Raw genomic sequence first — 16,253 nt, 5'->3', positions numbered from 1 at the left:
GTGAATGTTACAGAATTGTCCTGCGGGGGTGGAGGCGATCGCATCTTCTTCGATGTTGTCTGCGACTTCCCGCAAAGCCAATTCCCGCAAAGCTATCAAATTGCGACGTTGAAAGAAATTATCGAGGGATTGTTGAATTTTTGGTTGTGCATAAATTTTGCCTTCTCGCAAGCGTTCTTGCAGAGTTTCTGGTGTTACATCTATAACAACAATCTGATTTGCTTCATCTAAAATGCGATCGGGAACCCGTTCTCGTACTATCACCCCAGTAATTCGCGCTACCAGGTCATTGAGACTTTCCAAATGTTGAATATTCATTGTGGAGTATACATCAATGCCTGCTGCCAATATGATTTCTACATCTTGATAGCGTTTTTCGCGTTGTTGACTTGGGACATTGGTATGTGCGAGTTCATCGATTAATACTAGCTGAGGCGATCGCGCTAAAATTGCATCCGTATCCATTTCCGTCAAAGTCAATCCGCTGCGAGGAATTTCCTTACGGGGTATGATTTCCAACCCTTGCGCTTTTTGTGCCGTTTCCTTACGTCCGTGGGTTTCCAAAAGCCCAACAACAACATCAATTCCCTCATTTTTCAGCGCGTGTCCTTCTTCCAACATGCGGTAGGTTTTGCCCACACCAGGAGCCATACCAATAAATATTTTATGTTTGCCCCGCCGCGCCGAACGTATAGGATAATAACTTCCAGAATTTGAAAGTTTAGTGTTCATACGGTTGTTGGTTGTTAGTTGTTAGTGGGCATTGGACAATGGGCAATGGGCAATGGGCTTTTTTAAGAGGGGAAAAGGGGAAAGGGGAAAGGGGAAAGGGAAAAGGGAAAGAATTATTACCAATGCCCGATGCCCGATGCCCAATGCCCCATGCCCAATGCCCGATGCCCCATGCCCCATGCCCCATGCCCCATGCCCATTATCATTTATTGATTTTGCCTGCGATTAAGTTCTTGGAGGTCGAGAGCGTAATTCAATCGCAAAACATTAACTCCAGGTTCTCCAAAAATCCCTAAAAATCTTTTATCGGTATACTTCTCAAGTAAAGGACGTATTTCATCTTCGCGGACACTACGAGCGCGAGCAACTCGATCTAACTGCTCCCGCGCTGCTTTTATTGATATATGTGGGTCTAAACCCGAACCAGATGTATAAATTAAATCGGGGAGGGGTTGAATATTCTCGTCTTTGAGTTGATTTGCTTGCTCTACAATTCGTTTGAGCAATTCTGGATTACTGGGAGCGAGATTGCTGGCGCCAGATATGCCGGTTGGTCTGGCTTGTTTTCCTTGGCTGTATCTCACCGTACTGGGACGACCATGAAAATAACGCTCATCTCTGAACTGTTGTCCAATCAAAGCCGAACCAATTGGTTCATCTTTGAAATTATAGATGATACTGCCATTAGCCTTTTCTTGAAGGAAAGGAACTTGAGCTATCAAAAGAATAAATAAAGGATAAATAATTGCTGTCAGCAACCAGAGCACCAAAGTAATACGAATTGCTCTGATAGCTTCTCTCACAATAGGCATAAAATTTTTTGAATACCTCTAATATTTACTTTAATTTTTTCAGTTGCCCAATTAATAGCGTTCTGGGCGAAAAATGACATCAAATAAGTAAACTATAAGTGCCAGAGTTACAAATACTAAAACACCGATCGCCCAAGCCGAACGACGTTCCAAATTGTTATCAGCAGCATAAACAACTGGAGCAACTAACAAATTCAAACACAGAACGATAAAAATAACGAGCGGCAATTTTTGTTTATACCATCGCCACCAAACAAACAAAATTGCCTGTACTCCATCCATTGCTAAAAACTTATATTCTAAATTAACTCTTCTCATAACTTTCTTATTTCTTTGCGTCCTTTGCGCCCTTCTCTTCGAGACGCTCCGCGAACGCGGTTCGTTCTCTTGCTATTGCACTTAATAGTAGAGAGATTAACTACAACATCTCTACAATCAAAAAATCAAGCCTCACGCTAACCCTACCACCGTAATCAACATGTCAATCAATTTAATTGCAATAAATGGTGCAATCACACCACCCAACCCATAAATTAAGATATTACGTTGTAGCAATTGATTAGCAGTTAGCGGTCTAAACTTCACACCCCGTAACGCCAAAGGAATCAAAGCCGGAATAATTAAAGCATTGTAAATCAACGCTGATAGTATGGCAGAATTAGTACTGGTCAACTTCATGATATTCAAACTTTGCAGATTAGCAGTAGCAAATAGCACTGGGATAATCGCAAAATATTTAGCAATATCATTGGCGAGAGAAAATGTAGTCAAAGCCCCACGAGTAATCAGCAATTGTTTACCAATAGAAACGATATCAATTAGCTTGGTGGGATCGGAGTCCAAATCTACCATGTTTGCCGCTTCTTTGGCTGCTTGAGTACCAGTATTCATTGCTACCCCGATATTTGCTTGAGCGAGGGCAGGAGCATCGTTAGTACCGTCTCCGGTCATTGCTACAAGTTTGCCTTTTGCCTGTTCGCTTTGAATTACGGAAATTTTATCTTCTGGTGTTGCTTCGGCAATAAAGTCATCAACTCCAGCTTCTTGGGCAATTACAGAAGCGGTAATCCGGTTGTCGCCGGTCAGCATGATGGTACGCACACCCATGCGTCGCAACTGGTCAAAACGTTCGCGAATACCTGGTTTGACGATATCTTTCAGATAAATGATGCCGTAAATTTCTCGATCTAGGCAAACGGCTAAGGGTGTACCTCCCTGGTGGGAAACTTGTTCGTAAGCAGCGTTAAGTTCTGGAGAATCTTGTCCGTTACGGGAACGCACAAATCCGAGAATTGCTCGTACTGCTCCCTTCCGCGCTTGATATCCACCTGGTAAGTTAGTACCGCTCATGCGCGTTTTGGCGGAAAAGTCAACTGGTTCTGACTGATTGCGGTCAAATTCAACTTTTGCCCCAAACTTTTCAGCCAGCCGGACAATCGATTTACCTTCTGGTGTATCATCAAAGACGCTAGCTGCCAAAGCGACACTGGCAATTTCCTCGATTGAGTGACCGTTGATCGGGATAAATTCTTCTGCCAAACGGTTGCCAAGGGTTATTGTACCTGTTTTATCGAGAACTAAGGTGTTAACGTCACCGCTGGCTTCTACTGCTCGTCCGGAAGTGGCAATAACGTTAAATTGGGCAACTCGATCCATACCGGCAATACCGATCGCACTCAGCAAACCGCCGATAGTTGTCGGGATTAATGCTACCAACAGAGCAATTAAAATTGGTACGCTAATTGAACTTTTGACATAAAAGGCGATCGCTGGCAATGTCACCACAACAAACAAAAATATCAAGCTCAAAACTGCCAGCAACACCGTCAAAGCAATTTCATTCGGTGTTTTGCTGCGTTCTGCACCTTCCACTAAAGCGATCATCCGGTCAATAAAGCCTTTACCTGGGTCGGCTGTAATCCGGATAATTAATTCATCGGAAATAATCCGCGTGCCGCCAGTAACTGAACTAGCAACATCCGAGCCTGATTCCTTCAATACTGGTGCAGATTCGCCAGTAATTGCCGATTCATCCACCGAAGCGACACCCATAATCACTTCTCCATCGGCGGGAATGATATCACCTGCAACTACATATACAGTATCACTTTGTCGAAGGCTGGTGGAAGGTACTTCGGTAATTGAGCCATCAGGGGAGAGTTTTCTGGCGAGAGTTTCTGACTTAGTTGAGCGCAAAGCATCAGCTTGAGCTTTACCGCGTCCTTCAGCGACAGCTTCGGCAAAATTGGCAAACCAGACCGTAAAGAATAAAATCCCGGTAATCAAGCCGTTAAAACGTTGTAAATTCTCGCCTGGGACTTGTCCAAATAAGTAAGGATCGATCGTGACTAAAAGAGTAATAATTGTGCCTACCCAAACCAAAAACATAACTGGGTTTTTGATTGCATATTTGGGATTGAGCTTGACAAAAGCATCTTTAACTGCTCTTAGATAAAGTCCTTTATTGTTTACTTTAGACTTTTTTGGCGATTGACGGCGATCGCTCTTGAGAGAACGTGGAGGTTTATTTTTAGAAGTAGTTGCAACGGGATTCATATATTTTGGGAATTGGGCATTGGGCATTGGGCATTGGGCATTGGGGGAGTGGGGAGTGGGGAGTGGGAGGAATGGTGAGTGGGGAGTGGGAAGTGGGGGAACAAGGAGAATAATTCTTCTTTGCCCCATTTCCCCATCTCCCCCTTCGGGTTCGCCAGTCGCCTCAACGCGGGGAACCCGCGCACGGCGCTGGACTCACCATTTCCCCATCTCCCTATCTCCCCATCCCCCCCTCTCCCCCTCTCCCCCTCCCCCCCTCCTCTTCTAGCTACCGGACTGCGAGTTTAAATCCTTCGGCGATCGGACCTAATGCTAAAACGGGGAAGAATGTCAGTACTCCTAAAATTAGAATTACTCCAGCGGTAACACTAGTAAATAGCAGAGAATCGGTTCTGAGGGTACCGGGGGTTTCTGCCACTGTTTGTTTATGTGCCATGCTGTCAGCTAAAAGTAGGATGGCGATAATTGGTACGTAGCGTCCTACTAAGATGCTTACACAGGTACTTAAGTTCCACCATAAAGCTGTAGGTGCAGGTTGGCTATTAGCTAACCCTGCAAGCCCAGAACCGTTGTTAGCCGCAGCTGAAGCGTATTCGTACACTACTTGGGAGATACCGTGAAAACCTGGATTGCTAATTCCCGATAAAGTGTTGGGGGAAGCTAAGGCGATCGCGCTGGGAATTAAAACTACAATTGGGTGAACTAGCAAAACTATGCTAGAAAGGACGATTTCTCGCTTTTCTATTTTGCGTCCGAAAAATTCTGGAGTGCGTCCCACCATCAGCCCAGTTAGAAATACGGTGAGAATTAGGTAAATGAATAAGTAGGCGGTGCCTGTTCCTTGACCACCCCAAATAATCTGCAAAAATAAGTTGAAAAGGGTAGAAAAGCCACCACCCGGCATGAGAGAATCGTGCATACCGTTGACAGCGCCGCACATAGTTGCAGTGGTCATGACTGCCCATAATGCAGTTTGCGCCCAGCCAAATCTTACTTCTTTGCCTTCTAAATTCGGCTGGTCTGTTCCTAAGGCAGTATTAATTAAAGGATTTCCTTGCAGTTCACCGCCGGCTGTGATGCAAACTAAAACTACGAAAATTATAAATACCATCCAAAAAAGCCGCCAAGCTTGTTTGGTGTTGTTGGCAAATAAACCGTAGGTATAAATCAATGCCGCTGGAATGGAAATCATGGCGATTTCTTCGATTAAGTTAGAAACGCCATTGGGGTTTTCAAAAGGATGTGCGGAGTTAACTCCAAAAAAACCGCCGCCATTTTCGCCTAGTTGTTTGATTATCTCAAAGGATGCTACCGGACCTCTGGCGATGTACTGCGTACTTCCTTCGAGGGTTCTGACAACTTGCGGTGCAGCTAATGTTTGCGGTACACCTGTTAAAAGTAAGGCGATCGCTCCAATCACCGAAATTGGTAGTAAAATCCGTGTGATGCCACGAGTCAGATCGACGTAAAAATTTCCCAAAGGTCTACCTGTTAAGCCGCGAATAAAGGCTATTCCTACCGCCAATCCCGTTGCTGCTGAGGTAAACATCAAAAAGCCTAAAGCTGCTGTCTGGCTGAAATAACTTAAGGTTGTTTCGCCGACGTAATGTTGTTGATCGGTATTTGTCAGAAATGAAATCGCAGTGTGTAAAACTGTATCCCAGCTAGGCATATTTAACCGCGTGGGATTGAAAGGCAAGAATTTCTGAAGCGCTATTAACAGATATACGAAAACGCCCATAACAAAATTACTGTACAGTATTGCCCGCGCATACTGCCAACCAGTCATGTTATCTTGCTTGCGGACACCTGCTAATGTATAAATAAGTCTTTCTACAGGCTGCATTGCTAAGTCAAGTAGCGTTTTTTCTCCTAAGAAGACACGCGCTATGTATTTACCCAGAAGCGGAGTTATTCCTATAACAATGCAGAGCGTTAGCCCAATTTGCAACAAACCTTGTCCCATGTATTTCCTTTAATTTTTTCAAGTACCTACAAGCCGATGCCGAAAGATTAAATTTAACAGGAGTGTGAATTTTATTTGGCGGTTAAACCGCGATATTTATTATCACTTCAATTTTTTATACTAGATTTACTCTTCTGTGTTATTACTAATTTTCAGAGATTTTTTGAACTGTCCGACAAGAATACTTAAATTTTACTTCTATTCATTTATCTTCCATATCATATTGTTTACGTTTACGTTTGTTACTTTCAAACAGAGAATAAATGAGATTTTTGTCAAATAAGATACATATTTTTTTAGTATAAGTTTACACGTATTATTGGCGATGATAACGAGTCAGGAAGCTGTAGCGAAAAATTATATTGCATATTCAAGATTTTGGGAAAAAAAGTAAGTACGCAAAAATAAACTTATTAGTAAATTTGAACCAGGCGATCGCAAAGAGCGATAATTTTTCCTTCAGAACGCTTATTTTGGGTACTACTCCCTTCCCGCTCGAAAAATACCTATTTAACGAACCGCAAAGACACGAAGTACACAAAGGAAGAAGAGAAAGAAGATAGGTAATCTTGTAGCGGGAAGGGAGTAAAGTACCCACTACCAGAAGAGACGTTCTTTGCGGAACGTCTCTACAAGGTATTGATATACGATAAATATTCAACTGAATGCGATATTTACATCATATGTAATGGGTCTACATCTATTGTTAAACTAACACTGGCTGGACAAAGCGATCGCACTTCTTCCCAATCTGGCAATTGTGGCAAAGCTTCGGGAGCAAACTTAATTAATATCTGCCAGCGATAACGATTTGCTACTCTTAAAATACTCGCAGGTGCTGGTCCCAATATTTCAAATCCCTCTTTTGAATTCAAAGCTGTGGCGATGATTTGCGCGGCATTTTGCACGCTTATTGCATCTAAACTACTTAAGCGCAATAAAATCAATCTCCCATAAGGAGGATAATTTAAAGCTTGTCTTTGTTCTAATTCGGAATGAATAAAAGACTCATAATCATGCCTCTGCACTGCTTCAATTACTGGATGTTCTGGTGTGTAAGTTTGGATAATTGCCTTACCAGGATCGTCACCTCTACCAGCACGTCCGGCTACTTGGGTTAAAGTTTGAAATGCGCGTTCGCTGGCGCGATAATCTGATAAATTTAACAACCCATCAGCCGCAACTACACCGACTAATGTGACTTGGGGCAAATCTAATCCTTTGGTGAGCATTTGCGTACCTATTAACAATTCAGCTTCACCGTTGGCAAATTTAGTTAACAGCGTGCGATGTGCCCCTTTATTGCGGGTGGTATCGCTATCAAACCGAATGAAACGCAATTCGGGAAACTGTCGCGTCAATTCTTGGGCGACTCGCTGCGTACCGCTACCAAAGAATTTTAAGTAAGGCGAACTGCATTCAGGGCAATTTTGAGGATGCGATCGCGCAAAGTTACAGTAATGACAGCGCAATAATTGCGGCGCTCCTTCTTCAGTATGGTGATACGCCAGCGAAACATCACAATGAGGACATTCCAGCACATATCCGCAACTGCGGCAAGATACAAAAGTACTGTGTCCCCGACGATGGATAAATAAAATTCCCTGTTGTCGCCTTTCTTGCAACTCTACCAAAGCCGATTGCAGCGACTTACTAAATATAGAACGATTTCCCTGCTGCAACTCTAGTCGCATATCCACCACTTCCACCGGCGGTAAAGGACGAGAGTAAATGCGTTCGGGGAGGGGGAGGTAGTGATGGGGAGAGGGGGGGAGTGGGAGAGGGGGGGATGGGGGGAAAGAATTGTCCTCTTGTCCCCTTGTCTCCTTGTCTCCTTGTCTCCTTGTCCCCTTGTCTCCTTGTCCCGTTGTCTCCTTGTCCCCTTGTCCTCTTGTGACGCTCAACCAACTTTCTAACGAAGGGGTGGCGGAACCTAAAATTAAAGGACAATTTTCTAATTCGGCTCGCCACTGGGCAACGGTTCGCGCGTGGTAGGTGGGGATGGGTGAGTCTTGTTTAAAGCTGCTGTCGTGTTCTTCGTCTAAGATGATTAAACCCAAGTTTGGCAAAGGTGCAAAAACGGCGCTTCGCGTGCCGATGACTACTTGTGGTTCTCCTGTGAGCATTTGTCGCCAAGTGTCGTAACGTTCACCGTCATTTAGAGCGCTGTGATAAACGCTGACTTTGTTACCAAATCTAGCGCGAAAGCGATCGGTTAATTGCGGTGTTAATCCGATTTCTGGAACTAAAACGAGGGCAGATTTATTTTGATTGAGTAGGGGGGCGATCGCTTGCAAATATACTTCGGTTTTTCCGGAACCTGTCACTCCATGCAATAAAACTTGAGCATATCCATTTAGTTGATTTATTGTCGCTAACGCTTGCGATTGAGCTTGTGTTAATGATTTCGCTTGCTCTGAATTTATTCCACTCGCCGGAGTTTCCCTTCGCAAGATTTCCCGTTCTTGAATAACAATATAACCCTTTATTTCCAGCGTTTTTAGGGTAGAAGAACTCGTGCTACAAATTTGCAATAATTCAGTTTGCCATAACTCGCCGCCGTGTCGCCGCAATACTTCTAAAATTTCTCTTTGACGAGTTGTTAAGTCACGATCAAAGCTACTTCCTACCATTGTGACTGCTTTTTGCAGCTTTGGTTTAATCTGTTGTGGCGGTTCTAAATAGCTTTGTACCATACCACATCGCGACAACTCGCGTACTCCTCGATATGCTCCCTTGACTTTTTGTTGAAGGTAGGTAAAGCTGTAATCTCCAGCTGCTGAAGAACGCAGAAGCTCTACGATTTGCCGCGCTGCATTTGACAAGAAAGCTTCACTAGCCGATTCGAGGGATGTGTCTCTTAAAACCAAACGAATACGCCGTTGCGATCGCCCTAATAATCTGGGCGGTAATGCGACTCGTATCACTTGAATTAGTTGTGTGTAATAATACTCCGATACCCTTTCTATCAATGTCCAGTAGTTATCTTGAAAAAAACCGCTATGAATTACATCTTCGACATCTCTTATTTTTTCTCGTGGTATGTCCGCGCTCGGTTGTGTTAATAATCGAATGGCTAAAGCTCCTAACTGTTGCGCTCCGAATGGCACACTTAAAATATCTCCTGGTTTACAAACTAACTGAGGTGGCAATCGGTAAGTAAATAACTCCGAGCTTCCCGGACAGTCAACCAGCACTTCGATCCACTGCTCAACAGCTTTGCCCGATTCGTATGAATTACTCGGTTCGGCTACTACCAATGGAAATAAACTTACGCCATTACTATACATAGCTTTTTAATTAATAGACTGTTATTTACGTGTTTGGTCAGAATTCACTCTTCTAAATTAACTTTAACTTTTGCCATTTATTAAGACAAATTGTATTTCGCAATACTTTTCTCTCTTATAATACTTGATAAGTTTCCTCTTATGTAATTTATCGGTCAAACTAATCTCAACTCCAGAGGTAAATAAATATTGAATGCCCGATCTAAAAAAAAATCAAATCATCTTCGCTTACTTCTAAAAGCTGTCTTTATTTACTAAGTAAGGTATAGGACTTTTCCACCTATTGATAGATATTCAGCCCTTTCAGTATATGGGATGCTGTAATTCAACAGAATATAGCTCGAGTTTAGACAGCCTAAATATTGATATTTTCATTCGTCAGTTGGCGGCAGTTGCATTAACACCAAAAAGAAGACAAGGCAAGTATTTAACCAAGAAGGAAGGCATAAACAATAAAAAGGTAGAGAAAAATATAGGAATATTTAATGTTTAAGGATGATTACGAAAAATATTTATATTTGTTAAGGTTGATAAAGTTTTAAAAGTTGACAGATTTGCTAAGAAACAAAAGAATGAGGAATATATGTGTTGATGCAAGTAGATATTTGAAGGTGCAAATACCAGTATTCATTTTTGAATTGCGTTGTAACAGGAAGTATGAAATGAAAGATACAGACTGAATGTCGCGTTCAATGAGACATTAGCAGAAACCTATATTTTGCTATAAGACAGGTGCATTTGTTCTGTTGGGAAAACTACCAAACCTCAAGAAAAAGCAGCTGTCATTTAATTATGTACCAAACAAAGCAACAATCCCTTAAGGAAACTATGAATATTGCTGAATTGGGAACAATGGAATTACTAGTAGAAAATGCTGTTGAGAGTGAAGTACCACTCGAACTAGAAGCAGTAGCAGATGAATATAGCGCGATCGCCGAAATGGAAACAGATGAACGCGATGGCGATCAAATGGCGGCAGCGCGACCATCCGGATATAATAAAACCGAGCATGATGATGCTGTGGGCGCGTTTTTTAAAGAAATGGCGCGTTATCCTTTACTCAAAGCCGACGAAGAAGTAGAATTAGCGCGGCGAGTGCGGTTTAATGAAGAAGTAAGGGAATTACAAGCTTCGTTGAGCGAAAAATTGGGTGAACAAGCTAGTAAGGAAAAAGTCGCATCCTCACTAGAAATGACCGAAAAGCAACTAGAAAGTCGCTTGTATCAAGGTAGAGTAGCGAAGCGGAAAATGATTCGCTCAAATTTACGCTTGGTAGTGTCAATTGCTAAACGATATCTCAATCGCGGAGTGCCTTTCCTAGATTTAATTCAGGAAGGGGCAATGGGGTTAAATCGCGCTACAGAAAAATTCGATCCAGATAAGGGATATAAATTTTCGACATACGCTTATTGGTGGATTAGACAAGCAATTACGCGAGCGATCGCTAATGATGCGCGAACAATTCGCTTACCAATCCATATTGTTGAAAAACTTAACAAACTCAAAAAAGCGCAACGCGAACTTAAACAAAAACTTTGTCGCAATCCCACAGAAGCGGAGATGGCAGAAGCATTAGAAATACCTTTGCCACAACTACGCCAACTACAACAACTACGCCGGCAAGCACTTTCTCTCAACCACCGCGTCGGTAAAGAAGAAGACACGGAATTGATGGATTTGCTAGAAGACGAAGATAATCAATCTCCCGAAGCAAAAATGAATGAAAACATGATGCGTCAGGAGATTTGGGAAGTTTTGGGTGATGTGTTGACACCACGAGAAAAAGACGTAATTTCTCTGCGCTATGGTTTGACCACCAGCGAACCGTGTACCTTAGAAGAAGTAGGCAATATGTTTAATTTGTCTCGCGAACGAGTGCGACAAATTCAAAGCAAAGCCATGCGAAAATTGCGGCGTCCTCACATAGCTAAACGCTTGAAAGGTTGGTTGGTGTAGTCAAAAGTTAGGAGTTAGGAGAACGGAGTAGGAGTTAGGAGTCAACAGTCATCGTACTATTGACTTTGGACTAATGACTTTGGACTTTTGACTAATGACTTTTGATAGCAATTTGATTTTGCGGTTTGCTGAACCAGCAGATTGCACAGTGCTGTTTGAATTAATTCAGGCATTGGCAGAGTATGAAAAATTATCTCATGCCGTCACTGGTGATGCTCAATCTCTAAAAGAGCATTTATTTGGCTCTAATAAATATATTGAGGCAATTTTAGCAGAATATGCAGGGCAAGCTGTAGGCTTTGCCCTGTTTTTTCATAATTATTCCACATTTCTCACCAAACCAGGAATTTATTTAGAAGATTTGTTTGTTTTACCGAAATATCGACGAAAAGGTATTGGGAAAGCTTTGTTGACAAAATTAGCTCAAATAGCCGTGCAAAGAAATTGCGGACGCTTAGAGTGGAGTGTTTTGGATTGGAACGAGCCTGCGATCGCATTCTACCGCAGCATGGGAGCCTCTATTTTAGATGATTGGCGAATTTGTCGGGTTACAGAATTGGGGGAGTGGTTAGTGGATAGTTGATAGTGGGGAGTGGGGCATCGGGCATCGGGCATCGGGCATCGGGCATCGGGCATAGTCCTTTGTTAAATACGCGATCGCTTCTTTTTATTCCCATTGCCCATTGCCCATTGCCCATTGCCCATTGCCCATTGCCCATTGCCCATTGCCCATTGCCCATTGCCCATTGCCCATTGCCCATTGCCCAACAACCAACCAACAACCAACCACCAACAAAACCGCGAACTTTGACAGCTTGTCTTTTGACGAAGGCAATGGAGCAACTGAAAATTATGAAGGATATTACAGTGAATAGTCCTTTTTTTGCAGAGAGAACACGGGATGAAAAAGATTCTTTCGGTATTGTTGTTATGCGTAACAATCTTTACCTTTGCCTTCAACAGTCCAGCTTTAGCAGACGCAGCAAGTGGAAAGAAAATTTTTACCGCTAATTGCGCTTCTTGTCATGCTGGTGGTAAAAACTTGGTTCAAGCTCAAAAAAATCTGAAGAAAGAAGCTTTAGATAAGTATGGCATGAACTCACAAGAAGCGATTATTGCCCAAGTTACAAAGGGTAAAGGTGCTATGCCTGCTTTTAAAGCTCGTTTAAAACCCGCTCAGATTGAAGATGTAGCCGCTTACGTGTTGGATCAGGCTAACAATAAAGGCTGGAAGTAAACAAGAGTTAGGTAGAGACGTTCCACACTCCCACGTCTGTACAAAAGCCAGAATGCAACCTTTGGGGTTTTTGTTGCCATAGGTAGTTGACGCCCAGATATCTTTATGCTTTTAGCGTGGGGTGCAAAAACACGGTTTATTTATCCCACGCAGAGCATAACATCCGATACTCGATTCTGGCTCCTGAATTTTTTCTTGGTAAATATGCCTTACCTAATTCTGCACGTTTTGCAAAAAAATCAAATTGGGAGATTTGTTTATGAATCGCTGCTATCGATTCATTCTCAGTTTTATGATGGCGATCGCTCTCAATTTTGTCACTTTCAGCGCTTATGCTACACCGATCGCTAGCGACTTGTTGAAGTTAGGTGCAGACAAGATACAACGCGGCAATTATCAAGAAGCAATTCAAGATTTAACTGAGGCAATTCAGCTTGAAAGTAATTTTGCCGCAGCTTATAGCGATCGCTGTCTTGCGTATCTTCAATTACAAGATTACCATAGTGCGATCGCAGATTGTACAAAAGCGATAAATTTTGCCCCGAAAAATGCTGAAGCTTATCTGAATCGGGGATTGGCAGAATACAGACAAGGTAATTATCTAGCTGCAATGGCGGATAATAAACAAGCGATCGCTCTGAAACCGCATGATTTTCGAGCTTACTACAATCGCGGCATTGCCACTGCCATGTTGGGGAATCAATTACAGGCGATCGCTGATTACAATAAAGCTTTGTCAATAATTCCGCAAAACTTCCAATCTCTACAAGCGGATATATATAATGACAGAGGGTTAGCGCGGTTAGAGTTGGCAGATTTGCAAGCAGCGATGCTCGACTTTGATAAAGCAATTCGCCTCAATGCCAAAGATTATAGAGCTTATTTTAACCGAGCTTGCGCTTGCACCAGAAGCGGAGATATTTTAGGTGCAGTGCGCGATTTTTCGGAAGTAATTAGACTTAATCCTAGTAATGCTCAGGCTTATGTTAATCGCGGAGTTGCCCGACATTGGTTAGGATATCATGAAGCGGCGATCGCTGATTTAGAAAAAGCCGCTCAACGCTTTGGAAAGAGGGAGAAAGTTGCTTACCAAAAAACTCTCGATATACTTAAATCTGTGCAACAACAGATACCATCGGGAGCGGAAATTGCCCTGCTTTGAGAGCATCCCAATTTAACCGCAATACCCTAGAAGGGTATCGCTATACGGACAAAGCCTGCCTTCGCAGGCTTAAATACTCATAGCCTGAGAAGGCAGGCTTTGTTCGTGTAGCCCCAGGCTTATAGCCTGAGGGCTTTTTGCATTTTGCTCACGAGTGCGTTTTTATCTTCTATCGCCACTCACCCTGTAAAGTGAAAGCAGACCAATAATAAGGATTTTGCAAACTTGAATTTTCCCAGAACTTCAATTGTGCAGCACGCAAAGCAACCGTAGGCGACTTGCCCTGCTTCAACAAAAGCGTGTAAAATTCTTGCATCAATTCTGCCGTCCCTGCATCGTCAACTTGCCAAAGAGACACACCCACACGTTCTGCACCTGCATACATTAATCCTCTTGTCAAGCCTACTAATCCCTCGCCGTTGACATCTTTGCCTAAACCGGTTTCACAAGCACTAAGTACAATTAAATCGGCTGCAAAGTCCAGATTAAAAATATCACCTAATCGCAGATAACCTCTATTAGCGGGTTTACCTTGTTTGTCTACAAGAGATAGAACTATTCCTGATAATTCTGGGTTGATGGGGTCAGCAAAGCCGTGGGTAGCAAAATGTAAAAAGCGATATTGGGAAAGTTGCTTATTTGTTACCCAGTTGTAGTTAGCATCAAAATCAAAGGCTTGGAGATTATTAGAATTGGGTACGAGGTTTAAAATTGCATTTGCTTCAGTGCGTGTACCGTTAAGGCGTCCCCAGCTTAAGCGATTGAGATTTTTTGCCCCCCGCTTCAAGTCAGATTGTTCGATTTGACTGCGAAGGTCAAGGTCTGGAACGATATTCGATAGTTTGCCAGTGATGCGCGTATCGTTTGCTTCAAATACCGGATCGGCAAGTACAGCGAGGGTTTTGGGTGCGCTTTTACGTCCTTTTAAGTCTTGTCTTTGGCTAGCGATCGCTGTGACGGAAGGTAAATTGACTATTTCATGGTTGACTATTAGCGGTTGATAATTGACCTCTCCCCCAACCCCTCCCCTGCGAGGGGAGGGGAGCAAGATTAACTCCCCCTTCCCTTGTAGGGAAGGGGGTTGGGGGGTTAGGTCATTTAATGCTGCAAAGGGGATTTTTTGCAATTCCCCATCAGCAACAATGACTAACCGCTTTTTGCCTAACTTGTCAGCTACAGGTGCAAGGATGAGTTTACTCAGTTTAGCAGCAGATAAAGCAGATAAAGCTGTTAAGTCCCCTGCTGCGTTTTGTTGCAAGTTGCCTCTAAATTCCGTGGCTGCTTTTTCTATCTCTTTCCGTTTGGGGAGTTCGTAGGTGTCGATGGAGTTGGGAGTTACAGCCCAAAGATAACTGTGTTCTTCACCTAAGGAATATTCTAATAACAGGGTGTCTTTATCGAGTTGTTGCTGAATTTGCGGTAACTTCAGAGGTTGGGGATACTTTAGCGCTACGTATTTCGGGCTAGAAGTGCGGATTTTTGTTTGTAGTTCTTTTTGTTGAGTGAGGAGAATTTCAAGTTCTTTATTCAGCTTTGCTGTTGCGGTTTCTGATTTGTTAGATGAATCTTGTAGTAGTTTTCCTATAGCTTCAATTTTTAATTGCAAGTCCTTTTCTTCTGCTAATAGTTTGGGGTCAACGTCTTTACGGATATCGGCTCTAGCTTCGGTTAATAGTTCAATTAAACCACGGGCGCGAGAACTTTCACTGATGTGGAGTGCTTCGGCGTTATATCCTTTTGAAGGGTCTTTTTTGTGCAGTTGCATCAACAAGTCGATGTAGAATTTATAGACATTCTGTTGAGAGGCAAAGTAGGATGTTCGCAAGTCTTGGCTATCGATTTTAGTGCGTAAATCTTCGATAATATTTATTGCTGTTTGGATTTGGGTAAGGGCTTGTTGGAGATTGCCGCGATCGCGTTCTACAGAAGCGATATTATAAAGGGAGGTAGCTTCACCTGCTTTATCCCCCACTTGCCGCATTAAGGGAAGTGACTGATTGTAATAATTGAGGGCTTGTTGCTTGTCGCCTAAATCTGAGTAGACTCCGCCAATATTGTTGAGAGTGCTAGCTTCACCTGCTTTATCCCCCACTTGCCGCATTAAGGGAAGTGACTGATTGTAATAATTGAGGGCTTGTTGCTTGTCGCCTAAACTATCGTAGACTGAGCCAATACCCGTGAGAGTGGCAGCTTCCCTCTGTTTATCGCCTACTTGCCGCATTAAGGTAAGTGACTGATTGTAATAGTTGAGGGCTTGTTGGTTGTCGCCTAAACTATCGTAGACTGAGCCAATATTCGTGAGAGTGGCAGCTTCCCCCTCTTTATCGCCCACTTGCCCCTTTAAGGAAAGTGACTGATTGTAGAAGTTGAGGGCTTGTTGCTTGTCGCCTAAACTATAGTAGACTAAGCCAATATTGTTGAGAGTGGCAGCTTCCTCCGCTTTATCGCCCACTTGCCCCTTTAAGGAAAGTGACTGATTGTAGAAGTTGAGGGCTTGTTGCTTGTCGCCTAAACTATAGTAGACTAAGCCAATATTGTTGAG

General features: G+C 43.0%; 15 protein-coding genes. 7 read left to right on the top strand and 8 right to left on the bottom strand.

Going from position 1 to position 16,253, the window contains the following annotated elements; all coding sequences use genetic code 11:
* Positions 1 to 732 (bottom strand): histidine kinase (locus AABK37_RS34910; RefSeq protein WP_435369381.1); only part of this gene is annotated, 732 nt, incomplete at its 3' end.
* A 31-nt stretch (positions 733 to 763) separates the two neighbouring features.
* Between AABK37_RS34910 and AABK37_RS34905 the strand changes: the two genes are divergently transcribed.
* Positions 764 to 961 carry a hypothetical protein gene (locus tag AABK37_RS34905; protein WP_432556049.1) on the top strand — a complete coding sequence of 66 codons (198 nt, stop codon included), beginning with the start codon at positions 764 to 766 and terminating at the stop codon, positions 959 to 961.
* Here the strand turns inward: AABK37_RS34905 and kdpC are convergent.
* From kdpC to kdpB, 3 genes are all read right to left on the bottom strand, one after another.
* A complete protein-coding gene (kdpC, locus tag AABK37_RS34900) occupies positions 939 to 1,544 on the bottom strand; it encodes a K(+)-transporting ATPase subunit C (RefSeq protein WP_432556048.1) in 606 nt (201 codons plus the stop codon). The genes AABK37_RS34905 and kdpC overlap by 23 nt on opposite strands.
* A 51-nt stretch (positions 1,545 to 1,595) precedes the next feature.
* Positions 1,596 to 1,862: a potassium-transporting ATPase subunit F gene (locus tag AABK37_RS34895; RefSeq protein WP_432556047.1), complete on the bottom strand. Its 267-nt coding sequence runs from the start codon at positions 1,860 to 1,862 to the stop codon at positions 1,596 to 1,598.
* Between the two features lie 132 nt (positions 1,863 to 1,994).
* On the bottom strand, positions 1,995 to 4,100 hold the full coding sequence (gene kdpB, locus AABK37_RS34890; protein WP_432556050.1) for a potassium-transporting ATPase subunit KdpB: 2,106 nt from the start codon (positions 4,098 to 4,100) through the stop codon (positions 1,995 to 1,997).
* 120 nt (positions 4,101 to 4,220) lie between these two features.
* Here kdpB and AABK37_RS34885 point away from each other — a divergent pair, with 120 nt between their 5' ends.
* Positions 4,221 to 4,388 (top strand): hypothetical protein, encoded by a 168-nt coding sequence (locus AABK37_RS34885; RefSeq protein WP_432556046.1) that lies wholly within the window; start codon positions 4,221 to 4,223, stop codon positions 4,386 to 4,388.
* Here the strand turns inward: AABK37_RS34885 and kdpA are convergent.
* Positions 4,369 to 6,066 carry a potassium-transporting ATPase subunit KdpA gene (gene kdpA, locus AABK37_RS34880; RefSeq protein ID WP_432556045.1) on the bottom strand — a complete coding sequence of 566 codons (1,698 nt, stop codon included), beginning with the start codon at positions 6,064 to 6,066 and terminating at the stop codon, positions 4,369 to 4,371. The genes AABK37_RS34885 and kdpA overlap by 20 nt on opposite strands.
* A 674-nt stretch (positions 6,067 to 6,740) precedes the next feature.
* The gene (priA, locus tag AABK37_RS34875; RefSeq protein ID WP_432556044.1) at positions 6,741 to 9,356 is read right to left on the bottom strand and encodes a primosomal protein N'; all 2,616 of its coding nucleotides are present in this window, start codon (positions 9,354 to 9,356) and stop codon (positions 6,741 to 6,743) included.
* Between the two features lie 792 nt (positions 9,357 to 10,148).
* Here priA and AABK37_RS34870 point away from each other — a divergent pair.
* On the top strand, positions 10,149 to 11,312 hold the full coding sequence (locus AABK37_RS34870) for an RpoD/SigA family RNA polymerase sigma factor (protein WP_432556043.1): 1,164 nt from the start codon (positions 10,149 to 10,151) through the stop codon (positions 11,310 to 11,312).
* A gap of 94 nt (positions 11,313 to 11,406) precedes the next feature.
* Complete coding sequence (locus tag AABK37_RS34865) at positions 11,407 to 11,895, top strand: GNAT family N-acetyltransferase (RefSeq protein WP_432556042.1); 489 nt, start codon at positions 11,407 to 11,409, stop codon at positions 11,893 to 11,895.
* Here AABK37_RS34865 and AABK37_RS34860 read toward each other — a convergent pair.
* The gene (locus AABK37_RS34860; RefSeq protein WP_432556041.1) at positions 11,861 to 12,010 is read right to left on the bottom strand and encodes a hypothetical protein; all 150 of its coding nucleotides are present in this window, start codon (positions 12,008 to 12,010) and stop codon (positions 11,861 to 11,863) included. The two genes, AABK37_RS34865 and AABK37_RS34860, sit on opposite strands and share 35 nt — an antisense overlap.
* Here AABK37_RS34860 and AABK37_RS34855 point away from each other — a divergent pair.
* From AABK37_RS34855 to AABK37_RS34845, 3 genes are all read left to right on the top strand, one after another.
* Positions 11,996 to 12,187, top strand: a complete 192-nt coding sequence (locus AABK37_RS34855; protein WP_432556040.1) for a hypothetical protein — start codon at positions 11,996 to 11,998, stop codon at positions 12,185 to 12,187. The genes AABK37_RS34860 and AABK37_RS34855 overlap by 15 nt on opposite strands.
* 26 nt (positions 12,188 to 12,213) lie before the next feature.
* Entirely contained in the window at positions 12,214 to 12,549 is a 336-nt protein-coding gene (gene petJ, locus AABK37_RS34850) for a cytochrome c6 PetJ (RefSeq protein ID WP_432556039.1), read from the top strand.
* A gap of 259 nt (positions 12,550 to 12,808) precedes the next feature.
* Positions 12,809 to 13,711 carry a tetratricopeptide repeat protein gene (locus AABK37_RS34845; protein WP_432556038.1) on the top strand — a complete coding sequence of 301 codons (903 nt, stop codon included), beginning with the start codon at positions 12,809 to 12,811 and terminating at the stop codon, positions 13,709 to 13,711.
* 169 nt (positions 13,712 to 13,880) lie between these two features.
* Here the strand turns inward: AABK37_RS34845 and AABK37_RS34840 are convergent.
* Positions 13,881 to 16,253: CHAT domain-containing protein (locus tag AABK37_RS34840; RefSeq protein ID WP_432556037.1), on the bottom strand; the 2,373-nt coding region annotated here is incomplete at its 5' end.

It is taken from the genome of Tolypothrix sp. VBCCA 56010 (genome assembly GCF_050875635.1).
In the GTDB taxonomy this organism is placed as follows: domain Bacteria; phylum Cyanobacteriota; class Cyanobacteriia; order Cyanobacteriales; family Nostocaceae; genus Hassallia.
The sequence above is the reverse complement of the archived record's forward strand: the minus strand, read 5'-3'. Positions and strand labels throughout refer to the sequence as shown.

What these genes read in the sequence shown, in the direction of transcription:
- AABK37_RS34865 (WP_432556042.1), top strand. Translation starts at nt 11,407, where the DNA reads ATGACTTTTGATAGCAATTTGATTTTGCGGTTTGCTGAACCAGCAGAT.
- petJ (WP_432556039.1), top strand. Translation starts at nt 12,214, where the DNA reads ATGAAAAAGATTCTTTCGGTATTGTTGTTATGCGTAACAATCTTTACC.
- kdpC (WP_432556048.1), bottom strand. Translation starts at nt 1,544, where the DNA reads ATGCCTATTGTGAGAGAAGCTATCAGAGCAATTCGTATTACTTTGGTG.
- kdpB (WP_432556050.1), bottom strand. Translation starts at nt 4,100, where the DNA reads ATGAATCCCGTTGCAACTACTTCTAAAAATAAACCTCCACGTTCTCTC.
- AABK37_RS34845 (WP_432556038.1), top strand. Translation starts at nt 12,809, where the DNA reads ATGAATCGCTGCTATCGATTCATTCTCAGTTTTATGATGGCGATCGCT.
- AABK37_RS34870 (WP_432556043.1), top strand. Translation starts at nt 10,149, where the DNA reads ATGTACCAAACAAAGCAACAATCCCTTAAGGAAACTATGAATATTGCT.
- kdpA (WP_432556045.1), bottom strand. Translation starts at nt 6,066, where the DNA reads ATGGGACAAGGTTTGTTGCAAATTGGGCTAACGCTCTGCATTGTTATA.
- AABK37_RS34895 (WP_432556047.1), bottom strand. Translation starts at nt 1,862, where the DNA reads ATGAGAAGAGTTAATTTAGAATATAAGTTTTTAGCAATGGATGGAGTA.
- priA (WP_432556044.1), bottom strand. Translation starts at nt 9,356, where the DNA reads ATGTATAGTAATGGCGTAAGTTTATTTCCATTGGTAGTAGCCGAACCG.
- AABK37_RS34860 (WP_432556041.1), bottom strand. Translation starts at nt 12,010, where the DNA reads ATGGGCAATGGGCAATGGGCAATGGGAATAAAAAGAAGCGATCGCGTA.